This is a genomic window from Huaxiibacter chinensis (assembly GCF_022171985.1).
Taxonomy (GTDB): Bacteria; Pseudomonadota; Gammaproteobacteria; order Enterobacterales; family Enterobacteriaceae; genus Enterobacter; species Enterobacter chinensis_A.
Window position 1 is genome coordinate 1 of sequence record NZ_JAJVHF010000007.1, and the last position, 21,016, is coordinate 21,016.

Genomic DNA, 21,016 nt, shown 5'->3' on the forward strand with positions numbered 1-21,016 from the left:
GGCCAGAGCACGGCAGGCAATCCTGTCTCCATCAGCCACGACGTCACCGTCGATCTGGCGACCGTTGCCATCAGCGTCAACGCCATTGCGGGCGACGACGTGATCAACGCGGCAGAAAAAGGCGCGGATCTGGTACTGAGTGGTAGCACATCCTACGTGGAAGAGAACCGGACCGTCAGCATTGCTTTCGGTGGCAAAATCTATACCGCGAAAGTGGATGCGGACGGCAACTGGACGGCGACTGTGCCGTCGGCAGATCTGGCGGGCCTGAAGGATGGCGATGCCAGCGTGCAGGTCAGCGTGTCTAATGTGAACGGCAACAGCGCTTCGGCGGGCCGTGAATACAGCGTGGACGCCACTGCCCCGACGGTGACCATCGACACGATTGCGGCGGATAACGTGATTAATGGCGATGAAGCGGCTGCGGGTATTGCGATTGCCGGGACCACGACGGCTGAAGTCGGACAGACGATAAGCGTGACGCTGGGCGGTAAGTCTTATACCGCTCAGGTACAGCAGGGCGGGACCTGGAGCGTGAACGTTCCGTCAACCGATCTGGCCGCGCTGGCGGATAACGGTTACACCGTACAGGTGAGCGTGAACGATGCGGCAGGCAACCCGGGCAGTGCGGATAAAGCCATCACCCTGGATACCACGCCACCGGTCATCCGCTTTAATACCGTGGCGGGCGATGATGTGATCAATAGCGTTGAGCATAGTCAGGCTCACATTATTAGCGGTACGGCGACCGGTGCGTCAGTGGGCGATAAGCTGGTGATTACCCTGGGCGACAAACAGTACACCACTACCGTCGATGCGGCGGGCAACTGGAGCGTAGGCGTGCCTGCCAGCACCATTTCGGCTCTGGCTGAGGGGACGGTGACCATCAGTGCCACGCTGACCGACAGTGCAGGCAACAGCAGCACACAGACGCACGATGTCGTGGTGAATACGGCGGCGGTGTCACTCACCGTGGCCACCGTTAGCGGCGACGATGTTATCAACGCGGCAGAAGCGGGCAGTGGGCTGGATATCACCGGTTCGAGCTCGCAGTTTGCCAGTGGAACTCAGGTGACGGTCACCCTGAATGGGAAGTCCTACACCGCCACTATCCAGAGCGATGGTAGCTGGAAGACTACCGTTCCGGCAGCGGACGTGGCCGGACTGGCGGATGGCGCGCAGTATCAGGTGTCGGTTTCGGCGCAGGACAGTGCGGGCAACAGCGCGTCTGCCACTCACGGTATCAGCGTTGATACCACCGCGCCGGTTGTCAGCATTGCCACGCTTTCAGGCGATGACATGTTGAATGCCGCAGAAGCACAGCAGCCATTGACCGTGCGGGGGTCTACCAGTGCGGAAGCCGGGCAGAGCGTAACGGTCACGCTGGGTGGCAAAAATTACACCGCGACAGTGGCGAATGATGGTACCTGGACGCTCGACGTACCGGCAACCGATCTCGCTTCACTGAATCAGGGAGCGTTAACGGTGACCGCGTCGGTCAACGATAAGGCGGGTAACAACGGCCAGACCACGCACACCCTCACGGTGGATACGGTGGCGCCAACCGTCACCATTAATACCGTGGCGGGCGACGATATTATCAACAACACGGAGCAACTGGCGGGACAGACCATCCGTGGGACGACGAGCGCTGAGCAGGGCCAGACGGTGGTCTTGACGTTCAACGGTCATGACTATCAGGCAACTGTGCAAGCCGACGGGACGTGGTCGGTGTTTATCGCCGGACGTGATTTCCTGGGACTCAGTGACAACGATTACACCCTGACGGCGAGCGTTAGCGATAAAGCCGGTAACCCGGGCAGTACCACGCATGACGTGACGCTCAGCGGTGATGTACCGACCCTGAGTATTGACACCTTTGCCCAGGACGACATCGTCAGTGCCGCAGAACATGGCACGCCGCTGGTGATCGGCGGGACGACCGACGCGCCTGCGGGCCAGACGGTCACCCTGACCCTGAATGGCAAAACCTACACGGCGACGGTGCAAAACGACGGGCGCTGGAGTTATACCCTGGGCAGCGCAGATGTCACCGCTCTGGCTGATGGCGGTTCATATGTGATTCACGCCGAAGTGAGCAATACGATTGGGAATAGCATCACGGCTGACCACACGGTCACCGTCGATCTGACGCCGCCATCAATGGGCATCAGCATTGATGCGTTGCAAAACGATACTGGACTGAGCGCCAGCGATTTCATCACCAACGACAGCCAGGTGGTGGTGAACGGATCTCTGACCGCCCAGCTCGGGAATAACGAGAAAGCGCAGATTAGCCTTGATGGTGGTGTGACCTGGAGTGACCTGACGGTAACCGGCACCCAGTGGCGTTACACCGATGGCCGCACCTTGACTGACGGAACCTGGCAGTATCAGGTTCGCGTTATCGATAATGCGGGCAACATTGGTGCGACCGACAGCCAGAATGTGGTGGTTGATTTGACGGTGCCAGCGGTATCGACCATTACGGTGGATTCGGTAAGCCAGGATACGGGGCTGTCTGGCAGCGACTTTATTACCAGCGACAACCAGATAACCCTTAAAGGCACGCTGGGGGCGGCGCTCGGTAACCGGGATCATGCCCAGATAAGCCTGGACGGGGGAGCAACCTGGTTGGATGTGAATGTCAGTGGGCTGACCTGGACCTATGTCGATGGACGCACGCTGAATGACGGTGATTACAACTATCAGCTGCGGGTGATTGACGACGCGGGCAACATCAGCGCGACCACGCAGCAGGTGGTGACAATTGACACTGTTGCGCCAGATGCCAGCAAAACGGTCTCTATCGACAGCATCAGCGACGACACCGGCTTAAGTAACAGTGACTTCATCACTAACGATACGTCGCTCACGCTGCACGGTTCATTGGGCGCCACGCTGGCTGACGGCGAACATGTGCAGATCAGTCTGGACGGCGGCACCAGCTGGCAAAACGTCACGGTGATCGGCAATAGCTGGTACTACGCCGACGGTCGTACCCTGGAAAACCAGATATACGACTACTGGGTGCGGGTGATTGATACCGCCGGAAATGTGGGCGCGTCGGCGCATCAGCAGGTGACGGTAGATACCGTTGCGCCTGACGCCGCTATCACCGTTAGCGTGGATAACATCACCGTCGATACCGGCTTTGATAATAATGACTTCCTGACCAGCGAAACCTCTTACACGCTGAACGGAACGTTGGGCGCGGCGCTGGGCAATAATGAATTTGTCCAGGTAAGCATGGACGGCGGCGTGACCTGGGTAACTGCCACCGTCAGCGGCACGACCTGGCGCTATGCGGATACCCGGACGTTGACCGACGGTGACTATACCTATCAGGTTCGCGTTGTGGATCAGGCGGGTAACGTCGGTTCCACCACCTCGCAGGTGGTCACCGTCGATACGCAGGCTCCGCAGTATGGCATCACGATTGATGCCATTAGCGAAGACACCGGGCAATCTGGTAGCGATTTCATTACCAATGACACGACGTTGACGGTGAACGGTACGCTGGGCAGCGCCCTGGCGAGTGATGAGCGCGTGCAAATCAGTCTGGACGGTGGGGCGACCTGGATTGATACGACGGTAAACAATACGCAGTGGAGTTACACCGATACCCGTACGTTGACGGACGGCGATTACACCTATCAGGTACGCATCGTCGATGAAGCGGGGAATGTCGGGTCGACCTCTCAGCAGGTTGTGACGGTCGATACCACACCGCCAGCGACCCAGGGCACCGTGGTGAGCTACACCGATCTCGACGGCGAGCGCCAGGGCGAGTTCGCCGCGTCCGTCGCCACCGATGACACCACTCCGTTAATTAACGGCACGCTGAACCAGGCGCTGGCCGAGGGTGAAATCGCCGAACTGTATCGCGATGGCGTTTTGCTGGGTCAGGTAACGATGAACGGGGCGACCAGCTGGTACTTCCAGGATAGCGGGCTGGCCGATGGTCATCACACCTACATCCTGCGCGTAACAGACCTGGCGGGTAACTCGACTGATTCAGATGACTTCGTGCTGAAAGTGGATACCAGCGAGCCGACCACGACGGCCATCATTACCGGACAGACTACGGCAGACACCACGCCAATTCTGAGCGGGACGGTTTCGGCGGAACTGACTAACGGTGAATATCTGGTGGTGACCCTGAACGGTAAAACCTATACCTCCGAAACCGGCGGTGCGGTCGTTGTCGACCCGGATCACAATACCTGGTATCTGCAAATCCCTGACGGTGATGCGCTGGGGGTGAACAGCTACAACGTCACCGCACAGGTGAAAAGCAGCGCAGGTAACGGCAACACAACCGGCATTGCCACCGGCAGTTTGACCGTCGGGACTGAATCGGTGAATACCGACTGGGCAAGCGGCACGGCCAATCTGAATAACTCGACGATGACACTGGGTCTGAATAGCGAGGGTCTGTGGAATATCATTACTAACGGGAAATCCTATTCCAGCAGCGATGCATCGAGCTATGCCGGGACCACGTTAACCAACACGCGCGGGTACTATCTGGTCAGCCAGACGACGGCCGACTTTGACCGTAACGGCACGGCGGATGTTTTCGGTACCGAGAACACTTACGGCGGCTCAACGCAGGTGATGTGGACCTACAACGGCACCAGCTACACCGCCAGTCAGCTGGCGATGGGCACCACCATCTGGTATGGCGGCGTGATCGCGTACGACAAAACCGGTGACGGCTATCTGGATCTGGCTTATGGCGACGCGGGGATGGACTCCCTGACCTATCTGGTGAACAACAAAGGTACCTTAACGCCGGATGGCACCGGGGGTGAAGGCGGGTTCTACGGGCAGTTTGACTCCGGACGTGAAATCTCCGGCGTCGACCTGAACAACGACGGTACAGTGGACATCGTTCAGCACACTAACCGCAGCGGCGCGTACTCCATGACCGTGATTAACAACAACGGCAATGGCACGCTCTCTGTCGGACAGAACCTGACCAACGTGTTTGTGGTGAACACCGCCAACTCGACGACCGCGGCGTCGATGACTTGGGCTGACTTCAACGGTGATGGTTACATGGATCTGTATCTTGGCAGCAGCTATGGCAATAACGGCGGGGTGATCTACTACAACGACGGGACGGGCCAGCTGTCTACCACCAAGAGCGCAGTGGAAGCGTCAAACGCCACCGCAGGCTATCTGTCGGCGGCCGTTGACTGGAACGGTGATGGTCAAATGGACATTATCAAGTTCAGCACCTACAGCGGGTCCCAGACGGCCACCCTGTTCACCAACGGAGGCAATGGCGCCACGTGGACGCCGACGCAATTAGCGTCCGGACTGGTGAACGTCACGGGTATCGCCGCCCTGGATTACAACTGGGATGGCACGCAAGATCTGCTGGTCTCGCAGTTGAATGGCAAAGTGGTTTATGTGCAGAACAATCAAACCATCGAAGAGGGTACCGCCATGCACCTGCGTATCGTCGATAGCGAAGGGATCAACAGCTACTACGGTAACACCGTGAATCTGTATAACGCGGCCGGTGTGTTGGTGGCCTCCCAGATTATCAACGCTCAGTCAGGTGTTGGGGTGAACGACAGCTCTGCGCTGGTCAGTTTCTACGGGTTAAATCCGGACGAAACCTATACGGCAGAGATTGTGAAGATCACCAACGGCGCTTCCGCCAACGTCACCTGGGACGGTCTTGAAGCGGGTAACGGTAAAGAGGGCTATGTGCTTACTGCCGAAGCCGCGACGGGAGGCCACAGCGGCACGATTACCGGTACGGGCTATAACGACACCTTTATCGCGGATGAAGGGACCTATACCTATAACGGTTCAGGCGGCTGGACGACCACCTCCGACCATGATACCTGGAGCAATACGGGTGGAATGGACGTGGTGGACTACCGGAATGCCACCTCCGGCGTCACGGTTGATTTGAGCCTCAGCACCGCGCAGGACACCGGGTTTAATACTACGACCCTGGTGAACATTGAGGGCGTTGCGGGATCGAATTTTAACGACGTGTTCACTGGCAACAGCGGTGATAACCAGTTCGAAGGACGAGGGGGCAATGACATCTTCAACATCGGCAGTGGCGGTCATGACACTCTGCTTTACAAGTTGATCAACGCCTCCGATGCCACGGGTGGAAACGGTAGCGATGTCGTGAATGGCTTTACCGTGGGGACCTGGGAAGGAACGGCTGATACGGACAGGATTGATCTGCGTGACCTCTTATCTGGCAGCGGCTATACCGGGACCGGTTCTGCGAGTTACGTTAATGGCGTCGCCACCCTGGACAGCAGTGCAGGGGATATCACCGACTACATTCGCGTGGTGCAGAATGGCAGTAATACCGAGATCCAGATCGACCGTGACGGAACAGGCGCTCAGTTTGATCCGACCACCGTCGTGACCTTGAACGGCGTACAAACCGATCTGGCCACCTTGCTGGCTAACCATCAACTGTTAATTGCGTAAAAACGCCGCCGCGAGAGTCTCTCTCGCGGCTTTTTGCGTTTCTTTACAGTAATACCCATAACCATAGAAAAATTAAGGTATTTTTGCGGGGTTGTTTAGGGATCATTCGATTACTAATCATCCAACAGGGATATCATTTCGGTGCGTAACGACCGCGCTGAACAGGACGTAGCAATATGAATACACATCCGCAATACGAATCCTGGCTCCAGGCCATGCTGCTCGTTGCGAAACATTATCGACTGGACTTTTCACCGGAAAATGTCCGGGTCACTCTCGCTCATCAAAATCAGTCTCCGCGCCAACAGGTGCTGGAGGAGATGGCGCGCCAGCTTGGGCTAGGCGTCCGCGAAGCGCAGCCTGATGCTGCGTTAATCGATCCCTGGCGCTTGCCCCTTATTGCCGAGTTTACCGGCGGGCAAATAGCGGTCATCACTCGCATGGACAGCGAGAAAAATGTGAGCCTGCAGTTTAGCGGAGATGGCGGGCTGGAAACGGTTCTGACGCGTGATGCGCTCGGTGAACGGTTAATCAGCTTAAAGGTATTACGCCCGCTGGAATCAACGCCTGACGCTCGCGTGGACGATTACATCAAACCCTACCAGAAGAACTGGTTCTGGCAACTGGCTCTGAAAGACTGGCGACGCTACAGCGATATTATGCTGGTTGCGCTGGTGGCTAACGTGCTGGCGCTGTCTGGCATGGTGTTTTCCATGCAGGTTTACGATCGTGTGGTGCCGTCTCAGTCCGAGGCCACGCTGTGGGTATTATTTGGCGGCGTGATGATGGCGATTCTCTTCGAATTCATCATGCGTATGCTACGAGTGCATATTTCTGATGTGATTGGGAAACGGGCAGATCTGCGGATCTCGGAGCGCGTTTTTGCCCACGCACTCCGCATAAAAAACGGCGCGCGTTCAAAATCCACAGGATCGTTCATCGCGCAGATTCGCGAGCTGGAGTCCGTTCGTGAATTGATCACCTCGACAACTATCGCGGCAATTTCTGACCTGCCGTTCTTCCTGTTGTTTGTCTTTATTCTGTGGATGATCGGCGGGCCACTGGTCCTGGTGGTCTTACTCGCCGTGCCTTTGCTGCTGATTCCGGGATTACTGGTGCAACGGCCTCTTGGCAGACTCTCCAGCGAGGGAATGCGCGAGTCGGCTATCCGCAACGCAACGCTGGTGGAAGCCGTCCAGGGCATTGAAGACATCAAATTAATGCGTGCGGAGCAACGCTTTCAAAACCAGTGGAACAATACTAATGATGTGGCGGCCAGTGTCGGTATGAAGCAGCGCTGGCTTACCGGGCTATTACTGACCTGGACACAGGAAGTGCAGTCTATCGTCTACGCCGTGGTGTTGCTGATTGGTAGTTATCTGGTCATCAGTGGCGATATGACAACCGGCGCGCTGGTGGGGACCTCCATTCTGGCGTCGCGAACGATTGCGCCACTGTCGCAAATTTCAGGTGTCCTTTCGCGTTGGCAATCGGCGAAGGTGGCGCGAAAAGGGCTGGACGATCTGATGCAGCGCCCTATTGACGACCCGCAGCAGGGTAAAAAAGTGCATAAAGCGCATTTGCGCGGGCAGTACGCCTTCGAGAACGTTAGTTTTTATTACGATGAGGAAGAGAAACTGACCGTCCTCAACCTCCCGCGTTTAAACATTGCGGCGGGTGAGCGCGTGGCGGTTCTGGGGCGAAATGGTTCGGGAAAGAGCACGTTGCTTCAGTTGCTGGCGGGGATGCAGGAGCCTCAGCAGGGCACACTTTTGCTGGACGATGTTGCGATGAGTCATCTTGATCCGGCGGACGTGCGGCGCGACATGCAACTGCTCAGCCAGCAGGCAAGGCTGTTCTTCGGCTCTGTGCGCGACAACATTATGATGGGCAATCCCCTTGCTACCGACGAAGAGATTCATCTGGCCCTGGTGAACAGCGGTGCCCTTGAGTTCGTTCGTAAGCAGAAAATGGGCCTGAACTACGTGATCAGTGAGGGTGGGGCCGGATTGTCAGGCGGTCAGCGTCAGGCGCTGTTACTGGCGCGTGCTTTACTGACGTCCCCCACTATTTTATTGCTGGATGAACCCACCGCCTGGCTTGATGAAGTGAGCGAGAAACAGTTTATCCAGCATCTTAAGGGCTGGCTTGGTGAGCAGAGGACGCTGGTAGTGGCCACGCATCGCTTGCCCATTCTGGAGCTGGTCGATCGCATCATTGTGCTCGAAAACGGAAAGGTAGTGATGGACGGGCCGCGCGATGCCATTCTGAATCAGCACGGTATGGCTCCTCAGCAAGCCGCACAGCGAACCGTGACCATGAAAAAGAATGCACCGGGGACTCGTCCCGTTGAGGAGGGGACGGTATGAGTGATTTTTCCCGCTTTAATAGTCGCCTGAAGGAGCCACGTCTGCCCCGCTCCTCGTGGGTGGCATGGTCACTGTTCGCTCTGTTAGCGGCCTTTGTGACATGGGCCAGCGTTTTCCATCTTGACGAAGTTACGACGGGCAGCGGCAAAGTGATCCCCTCTTCCCATGAGCAGGTTATCCAGTCCCTGGAAGGCGGCATCATCCATAAACTGCTGGTACGCGAAGGCGATATTGTCGAGCGCGGACAGCAACTGGCGCAACTGGACCGGACGAAAACAGAGTCCGGCGTGCTTGAAAGTGAATCTCGCCTGAATGCTGCACTGGCAACGGCTGCCCGCCTGAATGCAGAGGTGAATAACAGTGAGTTAGTCTTTCCGGAAGAACTGGATGATGACGCGGAGCTGGTCAAGCAGGAAACCGCGCTCTATCAGTCCCGCCGGGAAAGCCTCGAAAAAGGACTTGCGGGTCTGCGACAGGGAGCCGCCCTGATTCAGCGCGAGTTAGGCTTAACGCGTCCGCTTGTTACGCAAGGCGCCGCCAGTAAAGTGGAAGTCCTTCGGCTTGAACGTCAAAAAAACGAGCTGGAGAACAAAATGACGGAGATGCAAAATCAGTACTACGTACGGGCTCGCGAGGAGTTAGCCAAGGCAAATGCGGAAGTGGAAGCGCAACGTTCGGTGATGAAGGGTCGTGAAGATTCTCTGACTCGCCTGACGTTTAATGCGCCCGTGCGCGGTATTGTAAAAGATATCGACGTGACCACCGTCGGTGGTGTGATTCCTCCAAACGGTAAGTTAATGAGTTTGGTGCCTCTTGACGATCAGATGCTGATTGAAGCAAAGATTTCGCCTCGCGATGTCGCCTTTATCCATCCTGGGCAACAGGCGTTGGTCAAAGTGACGGCCTACGATTACTCCATTTATGGCGGACTCGAGGGGGAAGTGACGATGATCTCCCCGGATACACTACAGGATGAAGTAAAACGAGACGTTTATTATTACCGGGTCTATATCAGAACGACGAGTAACCATCTGACCAATAAGCAAGGTCAAACGTTTCCGGTGTTCCCAGGTATGATCGCGACAGTCGACATCAAAACAGGCAGTAAAACCATTCTCGATTATCTGCTGAAGCCGTTGAACAAAGCGAAAGAAGCCTTGCGAGAACGTTAAAAAAAGGGCGGTCGGAAAACCGAGCGCCCTTTTGCTCACACCGTTGAGTTAAACCTTATCGCAGCAAGACGCTCTTTAGGGTGAATATTGAGATAGTGAGTGACATAGGCAAAGTACAGACCGGCATAATTTTCTACCAGTTCAATAAAACTCGCATGAATGGTAATAAACCCATTTTCGCGCTCTTTGAAATAACCCGCTTCCTGAGCTGATTTCATAATCCTGTTGACATGGATGCGTGAAACAAAAAACTCGCGGGCCAGAACGCTGGCAGAATATTCAATAATGGCGCCATATGCATTTTTGTTTTTAATTGCCTGTAGATAAAGATAAAGCATGATCATGCGTCCACCATCTTTATCAATAAACAATCCCACTTCAGGCAGAATCTTTTTAAACGTGACGCCACGAAAAAGATATTCTGCCGCACGATGAAAGAAACTATGCCGCTGACCAGTGTCATCTAGCAGATTAATGTTAATATTGTAATCCGGATACAGAATGCTTACCGGTAAAAAAGCCCCTGACATATAACGCTTGAGTTCCTCTAAGCCTTTTGTTGTCGGTTCAATCATCGTTTTTCGACGATCCTCACTACACCGCCAGGTTTTAATTCGGTGAGTGGTTCGCAACAGAGTGATGATAGCAATGACGCTATTGGGGCTGGCTATCTTATAACGTGTACATAATTCTTTGATATCCGAAACGGAAGAGGCCTGGCTGCCAAAAACGAAACAGCACATTGATAAAACAATGTTAAATCGTGATTCCTGGAGCATTGTTTTGTAGAATAAAGGTTGTTTTTTGTATATGGCATCATTAATACGGTAGTGTTCTTTTATTGCTTCACTAAATCGAGGGTTGTTTTTGATAACATCTCTACGGTGTAGCAATGCCCTGGATGATATGTGGATATCCATATGGTTGCCTTATTGTGAAACGAATCAATAGTTTTCTAAGTTATTTCTTTGACGAAGATATGACATAGCTATTATACATACTGTGAATGATATTTACTTTTAGAATTTTAGTTCTTTATGCATTTTCCGCACCAAAAGGGAATGATTAAGTCAGGGTCAGCATGAAAATCTTGACGTTAAACACGTCACTCAATTAACCCAAATATGTCCACTGCTACGATGAGAACGCGGTATAAGTTAAGTTTAATTTTTTGTCATGATGTATTTATGTATGTGGTTTTGTTCGTATATTTGTTGTTTTTAGTATGGTGGTTACAATATTTATTTGATATTCTTATTCGACAGGTTAACAGACCACCTCGTTTGAACATGTTTTAAGTTTCAGTAAAACATGCGCTTTCGTGCGTAAAAACATAACTCTTAAATATTATCGAGTGCATCCAGCCTTTTTCTTAAGGAAAAGGGTTCTGTATGGCTATCTATTTCTACAGGAGAACAGAATGGCAAGGGAAATGCTCGCAGCCCATTCAAAAACTCGTCAGCATCGCTATGTTATTTCTCCCTGTAGTTATACCTGGTGGGGGTATAAAAAGTTACTGGATAACAATGAGGTAGCCTGCGATCGTATTATGGTTGACCACGATGATGCTCGAGGCGCGGATCTTCGTAATTTCAATAATGAAACCGGCACCCTTGCCGTTTTTTTGAAAGGAGATCTCTGTGCTATTTTGGATACGCTGAAAAAATGTGTTTCTTTCCTGAATGCCCTACCTGAAAAAATACCGGTGATTATTTATGGTCAGTTACCGATGAACTGGCTGTTTAGTATGATGAAGGCATCACTTATTGATAAAAGCACCCTGGAAAATGTCAGGGTCGCCAGTCTATCACATGACTGGAAAAATATTGTCGGTCAGAATAACCTCTTACTAAAGGAGGCTGCAAAAGTTGAAGAAAGGCTGATAGGGTGTGCCACAAAAGGATTGACGCTTCGTGAATTGGATATTGTCCTGGGTTTCTATCGTGGCATGAGCGTGAAAGAACAATCAGAGAAGCTCGGTCTGGGAATTAAAACTGTCTATACTCATCGGCAGGAAGGTCTGCGAAAGTTGCAATTTATTCAGCCATGGATAAATGATTCTGGCGTGATTCGTAACCGTTTTAAAATGCGAAGAGAAACGTTATCCGTGCTGCCGTTGAGCGAACCTGATTTTTGTCGTGCTATAGAGAAGAAGGAGATCTTTCCGGCCTATCAAATTATTACCGATCGAGACAAGAAAGTCATCGGGTTTGAAATTTTGTTGCGTTGGTATCGTAACGGTAAATTACTGAGTCCCGCCAGTTTCTTAACGGGTATGCATAACAAAAATATTTGGCTTAAATTAACGGCAATGGTCGTTGATGCGGCTGTGCGCGGGGTGAATAAATATAACGGAAAATATTATTTCTCAGTAAATATCCCTCAGGAGCTGGCTTCAGGCACTGCTTTGCCGGGTATGGCAAGGAAAGCAGTGCAAATGTTAAGTCATGCTTGCTGGGCACAGAATCTGGTTTTTGAGTTCGCAGAGACAATCGATGTTACGCAGGATAAAACAATCCCTGAAACAATGCGACAATTACGTGAAACGGGTTGTCGACTTTTTCTGGATGACTGCTTTTCAAGCGAACATGTCATGTTTCCGATCAGACAGATAATGTTTGATGGATTAAAGCTTGATCGCGATATAGTTGACAAGTTTGCCGAAAACCAGGCCGATTATAGCCTGATAAAGGCCATTCAGTATTACAGTGATATGACCGGTCGGAGCTGTATTGCCGAAGGAGTGGACAGCAAAGAAAAATTTGAAAAATTGAAAGCCGCCGGTGTCAACAGCTTTCAGGGATATTATCTTTCCAGGGCGGTAAGGGAGAATGAACTGGACAGGATGGTCAGGCAGTTCAGTTAATTCACCCGTATCTTCTTGCCTTAATTTATACAACATCCGGAAATGACTTTTGCGGATGTTTTTTTATGCGCGGGAGAAACAGAGGAAATGATAAACTGAATACTTCGCTAAACGTATAGCAGGAGACGGAATGACGCAGGCAATCATGCTGCAGGGGACAGCGTCCGATGTGGGCAAAAGCGTTTTAGTGGCGGGCCTGTGCCGGATATTTCATCAGGATGGCTGGCGAACCGCGCCCTTTAAATCACAAAACATGGCGCTGAATTCAGGCATTACCCCGGATGGCAAAGAGATGGGGCGGGCGCAGATTTTTCAGGCCGAAGCCGCAGGCATTGAACCCGACGTGCGGATGAATCCCGTCTTGCTGAAACCCACCAGCGATCGCCAGGCTCAGGTGGTTCTGATGGGGCAGGTGGCCTGCAATATGGACGCCGCCAGCTACCACGCGTACAAGCCCCGCTTACGGGAGCAGATTACTTCGGTCTATCAAAGCCTGGCGCAGGAATACGATGTCCTGGTGCTGGAGGGCGCGGGCAGTCCGGCAGAGATTAATCTGCGGGATCGGGATATCGTCAACATGGGCATGGCTGAGATCGCACACTGCCCGGTGATTCTGGTGGCGGATATTGACCGCGGCGGCGTGTTTGCCGCGATCTACGGCACGCTGGCGCTGCTTCAGGAACACGAGCGCTGGCGGGTTAAGGGCGTCATCATTAACAAGTTTCGCGGTGACGTGGCGCTGCTTCACGACGGCCTGCAACAGATCGAAGCCTTAACCGGCGTGCCCGTTCTCGGCGTGATGCCCTGGCTGGATATCGATCTTGAGGAAGAAGATGGCGTCGCGCTGCAACGCGTAAAGCACACCCGCAAGCGCGATATCGACATCGCCGTGGTACATCTGCCGCATATCGCTAATTTCACCGATTTTAATGCCCTTTCCGCGCAGCCTGATGTTCGCGTGCGTTATGTCTCCCGGCCCGACGCGCTGGACGACGCCGATCTGATTATCCTGCCGGGGAGCAAAAACACGCTGGCCGATCTGACATGGCTACGGGAAACGGCGCTCGCCCGGCGGGTGCTGGCGCGCCATCGCGACGGTATCCCGGTGATGGGGATTTGCGGCGGCTATCAGATGCTGGGTGAAAGCCTGCATGATGAGGTGGAATCTGGCCTGGGAAGCATGCCAGGACTGGGTCTTCTGCCGACCACGACACGATTTGCGCCGGTCAAAACCACCACGCGGGTGCGTGCAGAAATGGCGACAAACTTGCCCGGCTGGCTGGCTCCTCTTTCCGGGATCTTCCTGAATGGCTATGAGATCCACATGGGGGAAACCCGGGTGGATGTCACACGTTCGGCGCTGTACCTGCAAAAAAACGGTGAGCGAATCGCGGAAGGGACCTTTTCGGCCGATGGATCGGTATTTGGAACGTATCTGCACGGCTTGTTCGATAATAATGCGTTTACTCACGCAATGGTGAACAGCTTGCGTGCGCGTAAAGGGCTGCCTGCACGTGAAGAGAAGCTTGATTACGCGGCGTATAAAGCACAGCAATTTGATGTACTGGCCACGGCGATGCGCAGCTATATTGATATCGAAAAAGTGTACCGGATCATGCGTGAACATCAGGAGAGGAAGGGATGATTTTAGTCACTGGAGGCGCGCGCAGCGGAAAGAGCGCGCACGTCGAGCAGCTGGCGATGCAGCAGTGTGAACAGGTTTTATACATTGCCACGTCGACGGTGACGGATGCGGAAATGGCGCTGCGTATCGATCGACATCGTGCCCAGCGGCCCGCACACTGGCGAACCTGGGAAGGTTACGCGGATCTCGATAAGGTGTTGCGCCAGCAGGTTGCGCCGGGAGAAGGCGTGGTCATTGAGTGCATCACCACGCTGCTGGCGAATTTACTCTTTGATGCTTCCGGCGGCGAAGATCCCGAGACGCTGGATTTCGACGCGCTGGAAGGCGTTCTGCAACAGCAAATTGATGCCCTGATTGCCGCCTGTCAGCAGCTGCCTGGCCCCGTCTTTATCGTGACCAATGAACTGGGAATGAGCATCACGCCCGAAAATCGTCTGGCGCGGCATTTCATCGATATTTCAGGGCGGGTAAATCAGACGCTGGCGAAAGCCGCAGAGGAAGTCTGGCTGGTGGTGTCAGGGATTGGAGTCAAAATTAAATGCGCTTAAATATGTTATGGGCCACGATGCGCCTGATGACGCGGATCCCGGTACCGGGAAAATGGACAGATGGCGTCGATTTTCGCCATCTTGGCCGCGGGATAACCTCATTTCCGATCGTCGGGGCGATCGTGGGCGTACTGGCGGGCGGCCTCTCTTTACTGGTCAGCCAGACCGGCGGCGGCCTTTATATTGGCGCTATCGCCTACGTGCTGGCGCTGGTCATCCTGACGGGCGGATTTCATCTGGACGGGCTGGCTGATACCTGCGACGGACTTTTTTCGGCCCGCACGCGCGAACGCATGCTGGAGATCATGAAGGACAGCCGCCTGGGGACGTTTGGCGGACTGGCGCTCATTTTCGCCATTCTTATCAAAACGGTGGCCGTAGCGGGGATTGCGCATTTACCCGCAGCGCACCTGCTGGCGCTGCTTGTCTGCGCCCCCATCGCCGGACGTTCGGCGCTGGCCTTAGGCATGTACGGCCAGCGCTATGCCCGGGATGTCGACGGGCTGGGGAACTTGTATATCGGGCAAATCACCTTGCGTGAAGCCGCGATAACGCTGGTTGCTGGCATCGTGGCGGTCTGGGTTTTGGCCGGGCTTCAGGGGCTTGGCGCTATTCTTGTCTGCTACCTGGCAATCTGGGGGCTGGTGGGTTATTTGCGCCGCCGCCTTGGCGGTCAAACCGGCGATACGCTGGGGGCGCTGGAAGAGTGCGGAGAGATCATTTTTCTGTTGGCCTTGTTGTGGGTGTAAATCATGCGTCTATTTCTGGTTCGTCACGGACAAACGTCTGCCAATGAGAGCGGTGTGTTTTATGGTCGCACCGATTTACCCTTAACGGAAAAAGGGATCGCCCAGAGTACCCACGTTGGCCGGTGTCTGGCCGATGTGACATTCAAAACCCTGTTCACCAGCCAGCTCCAGCGGGCGCAGCAAACGGCGAAGCTCATCGTGCCTAAAGGTGATTTTCAGGTCGAAAGCCGACTGAACGAGCTCGATTTTGGCACCTGGGAGATGTGTCACTACAGCGCGATTGCGCAGAATGAGCCTGTCGCGTGGCAGAACTGGCTGGATGACTGGCAAAATGCCACCCCTGGTGGAGGGGAGCCATTTCCCGCCTTTGCCAGACGCGTAAAGGAGGTGGCCGAAGCGTGGAAGGCTAACCCGGGTGAGGGTGACAGGCTGGTGGTTGCCCATCAGGGCGTGCTGAGTATGCTGCTGGCGTCCTGGCTGAATATGCCCCTTGAATCCATGTGGCACTTCCCGTTTAAGCACGATGCCTGGACGCTGGTAGAAAACCGCGGCGGATTTATGGTGCTGAGAAGTTTTAACGATCGAAGCCGTTTTCTGACGGACAAGTGAGAAGAATAATGGATACCTTGCAGGAAGTGATTGCCGCGATTCGTCCGCTTGATGCCGAAAAACAGGCGCAGGCGGCACGCTATATTGACGGGCTGGTTAAACCGCTAAACAGCCTGGGACGCCTTGAGACCCTGGCGATTCAGCTGGCGGGTATGCCCGGCTTGCACCAGCTGGACAACCTGAAAAAAGAGATCATTGTCATGTGTGCCGATCATGGCGTGTATGACGAAGGCGTCGCCGCCAGCCCAAAGGTGGTCACCTGGCTTCAGGCTCACAATATGGTGAAGGGCATTTCAGGCGTCTGCGTGCTGGCGAAAAGCACCCAGACGTCGGTCTTAGCGGTGGATGCAGGTATCGATGGCGAGCCTGTTGAGGGCATGCTTAGCCTGAAAGTCGCTCGTGGCAGCAGCAACATCGCCCGTGGGCCTGCCATGTCCCGTCAGGATGCTGAGCAGTTAATGTTATCCGCTGCCCGGCTGGTGAAACAGCGTGCGGCAGAGGGGATTTCCGTTTTTGGCACCGGTGAACTGGGCATGGCCAATACCACGCCGGCCTCGGCTATTATCAGCGTTTTAAGCGGCTGCGATCCGCATGAGGTCGTGGGCATTGGGGCCAATCTCCCTAAGGACAGGGTGCCGCATAAAGCGTCGGTCGTCAGGCAGGCGATTCACGTGAACCAGCCGGATGCCGCGGACGGTATAGCGGTGATGGCGAAGGTGGGGGGCTTTGATCTGGCGGGCATGACCGGCTTGATTTTAGGCGCGGCGTCGTGCGGGCTCCCGGTCGTGCTGGACGGTTTTCTCTCCTGCGCTGCGGCGATGGTGGCCTGTCAGATTGCGCCTGAAGCGAAAAGCTACTGTATCCCGTCACACTTTTCTGCGGAAAAAGGTGCCCAGCGAGCGCTGGAACACCTCGGCCTGACACCTTATCTTTATCTGGATCTACGCCTGGGTGAAGGGAGCGGCGCCGCCATTGCGATGTCGATTGTCAGCGCGGCGGGCGCCATGTACAGCCAGATGGGCGTGCTGGCTGAGACGGGCATCAGTTTAAAAGCCTGATCAACTGACGCTGATGGACCCGGCCAAGGATGAACACGGTAAACAGTGCGCCGAGCAGGGCACAAAACATATCGGACTGGGTATCCCACGGATCGCCCTGCGTTCCCAGAAAATCATCCGCACCCTGGCCCATGGCCAGGGCTGCCCACCACTCAATAAGCTCGTAAGTGGCGCTGATGGCAAGCGCGATACAGCAGACCAAAAATCCTGTCATTTTGCGCCCGCTGACGTAACCGCCGCGCACCAGAATCTCGCGTGCGGCAAGCGCGGGAACCAGTCCCTGGAAAAAATGCCCGAGTTTGTCATACGGATTACGACTGAGATTCAACATCGCCTGCACGTCGAATCCCACGGGAACTTTGGCGTAGGTATACATGCCTCCCACCATCAGAATAATGGCGTGAAAGAAAATCAGCGTATAAAGCAGCGGTGTTAAGGGGTAGCGCTTATGCGTTGCCAGCAGAAGCGGCACGATGAGGATGACCGGCGTCACTTCCATGAGCCAGGTCGTGCGATCCGATGTCATCAGGCCGGTATACACCAGACCGATCAGCAGCAAAAACGCACCGAGGTTTAATGCCAGAGGTGATGCAGAGAGTTTCATATCATTCGGCTTATCAGCAAAATGACTACTATCGGCTGGTGGATGAAAAAACTCAACGTCAGGAAGAGGCAAAAAAAGGGGGGCTGCTAGCCCCCCTGTGTTTTATCAGAACGTCTTACGCAGACGCAGGCTAAAGGTGTGAGCCTGATAACGCTCGCCTGCCTGCAGGTCATAGCGCGCATCAAAGCTCAGGTCATTGCCTTCGTACAGCGTAGTGCCGACAGCCACGCCAGCCATATCTTTTACCGGCGACGCGCCTTTGGTGCTAAAGCTGGTTTCACCAACGGCATCTGCCGCGTAAGACGCACGGCTGCTCACCTGATGCTGGTCGTACTGGTGGATCCAGGAGACCTGTACGAACGGGGTGAGGTTGCCGAATCCTGTGGCAACGGTTTTTTCGATGCGGGCGCCGATGTCGCTAATGACCGACTGGGCATGCGTGCTGCTGACGTCCAGCGCCATACCGTTTCCGCCCGTCTCTTTATAGCCATCAACGTGCTGATAGCCATAGGTCAGGCTGGCCAGCGGCGTCAGGACCACATTGGCAGGCAGCGTAAACGGATAACCGAATTCTGTTTGCAGGGTCACGGACTGGCCGTTGAATTTACCTTTTGCCGCGCCAGAGAAACCGGTGAAATCGGCGCGACGCACGGAGCTGTAATTCTGGCGGTTCAGACCTGCTGAGAGGTTGAGATACCATGGATCGCCCGTGAAGCCCGCATAACCAATCACCCCGTAGTTATCTGCGGTAGAAGTATTGCCGCTCAGGTTATCTTTGCCGTGCACGGACGTATTGCTGTAGTTCACTGCCGCACCCAGACGCCAGTCATCGCCCAGCGCGCGGTCGGCACCTAAAAGCAGGCCGCCAAATTTCGCGCTGTATCCACTGACATCATCATGGCTGTCCTGACGGGCGTATCCGCCAAACGGCTGGCCCCAGACAATCCAGTTGCTGCTGTAATCATCCCCGGTGGCGATGCCACTGGTACCCGAGCTGGCAGGATTACGTACGGCATCCATGTGCGATCCCACAACCGCCTGTGCGGTTGAGGTTGCCACGGTGGCGGCTGCGCTGGCATTCAGGTTCTGTGCAGGCGACAGGCTTTCTCCCGCACGGTTCGACGCTTGTTTACCTTCGAGGGCCAACGAGGCGTTATACAGATTCAGTAGTTGCGGGGAGGCGATACCTGTGTAATTTGCCAGACCACCCAGTGCCGCGGTAGCGCCAGGGATTGTCGCCTGCCCGGGTTTGTTCGGCGTTGTCGGCGCAGGATCAGTCACCACAGGCGGCGTCACGACCGGCGGGGTCACCACAGGCGGCGTAACAACTGGCGGAGTTACCACAGGCGGCGTCACAACCGGCGGGGTCACCACAGGCGGTGTGACAACCGGCGGGGTCACCACAGGCGGTGTAACAACCGGCGGGGTCACCACAGGCGGTGTAACAACCGGTGGAGTGACTACTGGTGGCGTAACAACCGGCGGCGTAATCTCCGGCTCAGCGCCGACCGTTAAGACAAGGGCTTTATTCACGCCCTCTTCGTAGACGGACCCTGTCACCGCACCACGGTAGCCGATCGCTTCGTAGTTCAGTTTATCCGCGTGATAATCGGTGTTCGCGCCAGCGGCGGAGATCACGACATAGCGCTGACCTTCGGCAAACTTATAGGTAGTGCCGGTGCGAAGTAAATTCACCTGCGAGCCCGCTTCCACCAGCGCATCGCCGGTCACCTTCAGACGACCATAGCCAGTATCAGCAGTGATACTGCCTTCGTGCGTGGCGAGATCGGAAATACCGGAGATCAGCGTCGCCGCTGCCTTCTGGTGGTAGTTGCCCGTAACAGTCATGGCGTCATTAATTTGCAACGAGGCCGCGTCGTTGCGCACAGTACCATTGTTCGCAGTCACGTTATCGTTTAACAGTAACGAACCTGTGCCAAAGACCACGTCGGAGCGGTAGCTGGTGATGGAGCCGATACCGTTGTTGCCCGTCAGTGTCCCGGTTGTCTGCGTCCCGCCGTTAATGCTCAGCGGTGCCAGGCTGTTGGAATAGATATTTCCCTTTACCAGACCATTATTGGTCAGGGTAACCTGTGCGTTGGCGCTGAGGTTATTAATAAAATTGGCGTTTAAAAACAGGGCATAACCGTTACTGCTGATCTCCCCGTTGTTAACGATATGCGTGGCCTGGTTTTGATTGTTGATGCTGGTAATAAAAATACCGTAGCTACCAGCCGTGATAAGGCCGTTGTTGGTGATGGTGCCTAACGCCGTTCCGTTTGCATCGTTACTCAGAATACCAAAGGTATCCGCATTAATTTGGCCGTTATTTTCAATGGTATTGATAATACCCTGATTATTAATACCAAAAATACTGTGCGTAATGTCATTATCGTTGATAATCGTGTCTATGCTGCCCCGGTTATAAATGGCCGAGTTACCATAATTATTCACGAGTTCAGTTCTGATCGTACCCGTATTGCGAAGCGTGCCAATGGTGCCCGCATTATAAATAGCCCCATTATCCGCTAAGGTATTTCCAGCCGAGGTTATGAGGCCTGCATTGGTTAAATTATCAATGGCGCCCGAGTTATAAATGCCATAAAGACCCGAAATCGTGCCATCGTTCGTCAGCGTCTCTACATTCACACTGGTCCCCAGAAAGAGGGCAGTTTGGTTAGTCCCGTTGATAGACCCTGAATCGGTAACATGTACTAATGGATTTGAGGACAATACTTGCACGCTGGTGTACGCGTTATCGATGATGACACCGGATGCAGCATACGCGTGAGGGGAGAACATTGCTTGCGTTGCCATTGAGGCGACCAGCAGCGAGATCAGCTGGCTAAGACGTTTTTTTTCCATGGTAAGCCGTCACAAGTTGCGATTGTTATAAAATGCGAATGCATTATTCTTCGG

At 54.4% G+C, this 21,016-nt stretch carries 12 protein-coding genes; 9 read left to right on the forward strand and 3 right to left on the reverse strand.

Annotation, left to right across the window (positions count from 1 at the left end):
* The 3 genes from LZP96_RS16015 to LZP96_RS16025 all read left to right on the forward strand — a co-directional run.
* Nucleotides 1–6,477, forward strand: a 6,477-nt coding sequence (locus LZP96_RS16015; RefSeq protein WP_258926170.1) for an Ig-like domain-containing protein, incomplete at its 5' end; no start/stop codon positions are given.
* Nucleotides 6,478–6,653: 176 nt separating this feature from the next.
* Nucleotides 6,654–8,846: a type I secretion system permease/ATPase gene (locus tag LZP96_RS16020; RefSeq protein ID WP_064327390.1), complete on the forward strand. Its 2,193-nt coding sequence runs from the start codon at nt 6,654–6,656 to the stop codon at nt 8,844–8,846.
* The gene (locus LZP96_RS16025) at nt 8,843–10,018 is read left to right on the forward strand and encodes an HlyD family type I secretion periplasmic adaptor subunit (RefSeq protein WP_064327389.1); all 1,176 of its coding nucleotides are present in this window, start codon (nt 8,843–8,845) and stop codon (nt 10,016–10,018) included. The genes LZP96_RS16020 and LZP96_RS16025 overlap by 4 nt, the downstream gene beginning before the upstream one ends.
* Before the next feature lie 35 nt (nt 10,019–10,053).
* Here LZP96_RS16025 and LZP96_RS16030 read toward each other — a convergent pair whose 3' ends face one another.
* Nucleotides 10,054–10,938: a hypothetical protein gene (locus LZP96_RS16030; RefSeq protein ID WP_064327388.1), complete on the reverse strand. Its 885-nt coding sequence runs from the start codon at nt 10,936–10,938 to the stop codon at nt 10,054–10,056.
* Between the two features lie 500 nt (nt 10,939–11,438).
* Here LZP96_RS16030 and LZP96_RS16035 point away from each other — a divergent pair, with 500 nt between their 5' ends.
* The 6 genes from LZP96_RS16035 to cobT all read left to right on the forward strand — a co-directional run bounded on the left by LZP96_RS16035 (nt 11,439) and on the right by cobT (nt 17,493).
* Nucleotides 11,439–12,884, forward strand: a complete 1,446-nt coding sequence (locus LZP96_RS16035) for an EAL domain-containing protein (RefSeq protein WP_064327387.1) — start codon at nt 11,439–11,441, stop codon at nt 12,882–12,884.
* Between the two features lie 130 nt (nt 12,885–13,014).
* Complete coding sequence (locus tag LZP96_RS16040) at nt 13,015–14,529, forward strand: cobyric acid synthase (RefSeq protein WP_064327386.1); 1,515 nt, start codon at nt 13,015–13,017, stop codon at nt 14,527–14,529.
* A complete protein-coding gene (cobU, locus tag LZP96_RS16045; RefSeq protein ID WP_064327385.1) occupies nt 14,526–15,077 on the forward strand; it encodes a bifunctional adenosylcobinamide kinase/adenosylcobinamide-phosphate guanylyltransferase in 552 nt (183 codons plus the stop codon). Before LZP96_RS16040 ends, cobU begins: the two co-directional genes overlap by 4 nt.
* Entirely contained in the window at nt 15,068–15,826 is a 759-nt protein-coding gene (cobS, locus tag LZP96_RS16050; RefSeq protein ID WP_064327384.1) for an adenosylcobinamide-GDP ribazoletransferase, read from the forward strand. The genes cobU and cobS overlap by 10 nt, the downstream gene beginning before the upstream one ends.
* 3 nt (nt 15,827–15,829) lie before the next feature.
* The gene (gene cobC / locus LZP96_RS16055; protein WP_064327383.1) at nt 15,830–16,435 is read left to right on the forward strand and encodes an alpha-ribazole phosphatase; all 606 of its coding nucleotides are present in this window, start codon (nt 15,830–15,832) and stop codon (nt 16,433–16,435) included.
* Between the two features lie 8 nt (nt 16,436–16,443).
* Complete coding sequence (cobT, locus tag LZP96_RS16060) at nt 16,444–17,493, forward strand: nicotinate-nucleotide--dimethylbenzimidazole phosphoribosyltransferase (RefSeq protein ID WP_064327382.1); 1,050 nt, start codon at nt 16,444–16,446, stop codon at nt 17,491–17,493.
* On the opposite strand, the gene LZP96_RS16065 is transcribed toward cobT, so the two are convergent.
* A complete protein-coding gene (locus LZP96_RS16065) occupies nt 17,477–18,097 on the reverse strand; it encodes a DUF2238 domain-containing protein (protein WP_064327381.1) in 621 nt (206 codons plus the stop codon). The genes cobT and LZP96_RS16065 overlap by 17 nt on opposite strands.
* Before the next feature lie 105 nt (nt 18,098–18,202).
* Nucleotides 18,203–20,962: an autotransporter family protein gene (locus LZP96_RS16070; RefSeq protein ID WP_258926171.1), complete on the reverse strand. Its 2,760-nt coding sequence runs from the start codon at nt 20,960–20,962 to the stop codon at nt 18,203–18,205.
* Nucleotides 20,963–21,016 lie beyond the last annotated feature (54 nt).

Excerpts from the sequence above, each read along its gene's own strand:
- LZP96_RS16020 (WP_064327390.1), top strand. The coding sequence starts at position 6,654 with ATGAATACACATCCGCAATACGAATCCTGGCTCCAGGCCATGCTGCTC.
- LZP96_RS16025 (WP_064327389.1), top strand. The coding sequence starts at position 8,843 with ATGAGTGATTTTTCCCGCTTTAATAGTCGCCTGAAGGAGCCACGTCTG.
- LZP96_RS16030 (WP_064327388.1), bottom strand. The coding sequence starts at position 10,938 with ATGGATATCCACATATCATCCAGGGCATTGCTACACCGTAGAGATGTT.
- LZP96_RS16035 (WP_064327387.1), top strand. The coding sequence starts at position 11,439 with ATGGCAAGGGAAATGCTCGCAGCCCATTCAAAAACTCGTCAGCATCGC.
- LZP96_RS16040 (WP_064327386.1), top strand. The coding sequence starts at position 13,015 with ATGACGCAGGCAATCATGCTGCAGGGGACAGCGTCCGATGTGGGCAAA.
- cobU (WP_064327385.1), top strand. The coding sequence starts at position 14,526 with ATGATTTTAGTCACTGGAGGCGCGCGCAGCGGAAAGAGCGCGCACGTC.
- cobS (WP_064327384.1), top strand. The coding sequence starts at position 15,068 with ATGCGCTTAAATATGTTATGGGCCACGATGCGCCTGATGACGCGGATC.
- cobC (WP_064327383.1), top strand. The coding sequence starts at position 15,830 with ATGCGTCTATTTCTGGTTCGTCACGGACAAACGTCTGCCAATGAGAGC.
- cobT (WP_064327382.1), top strand. The coding sequence starts at position 16,444 with ATGGATACCTTGCAGGAAGTGATTGCCGCGATTCGTCCGCTTGATGCC.
- LZP96_RS16065 (WP_064327381.1), bottom strand. The coding sequence starts at position 18,097 with ATGAAACTCTCTGCATCACCTCTGGCATTAAACCTCGGTGCGTTTTTG.
- LZP96_RS16070 (WP_258926171.1), bottom strand. The coding sequence starts at position 20,962 with ATGGAAAAAAAACGTCTTAGCCAGCTGATCTCGCTGCTGGTCGCCTCA.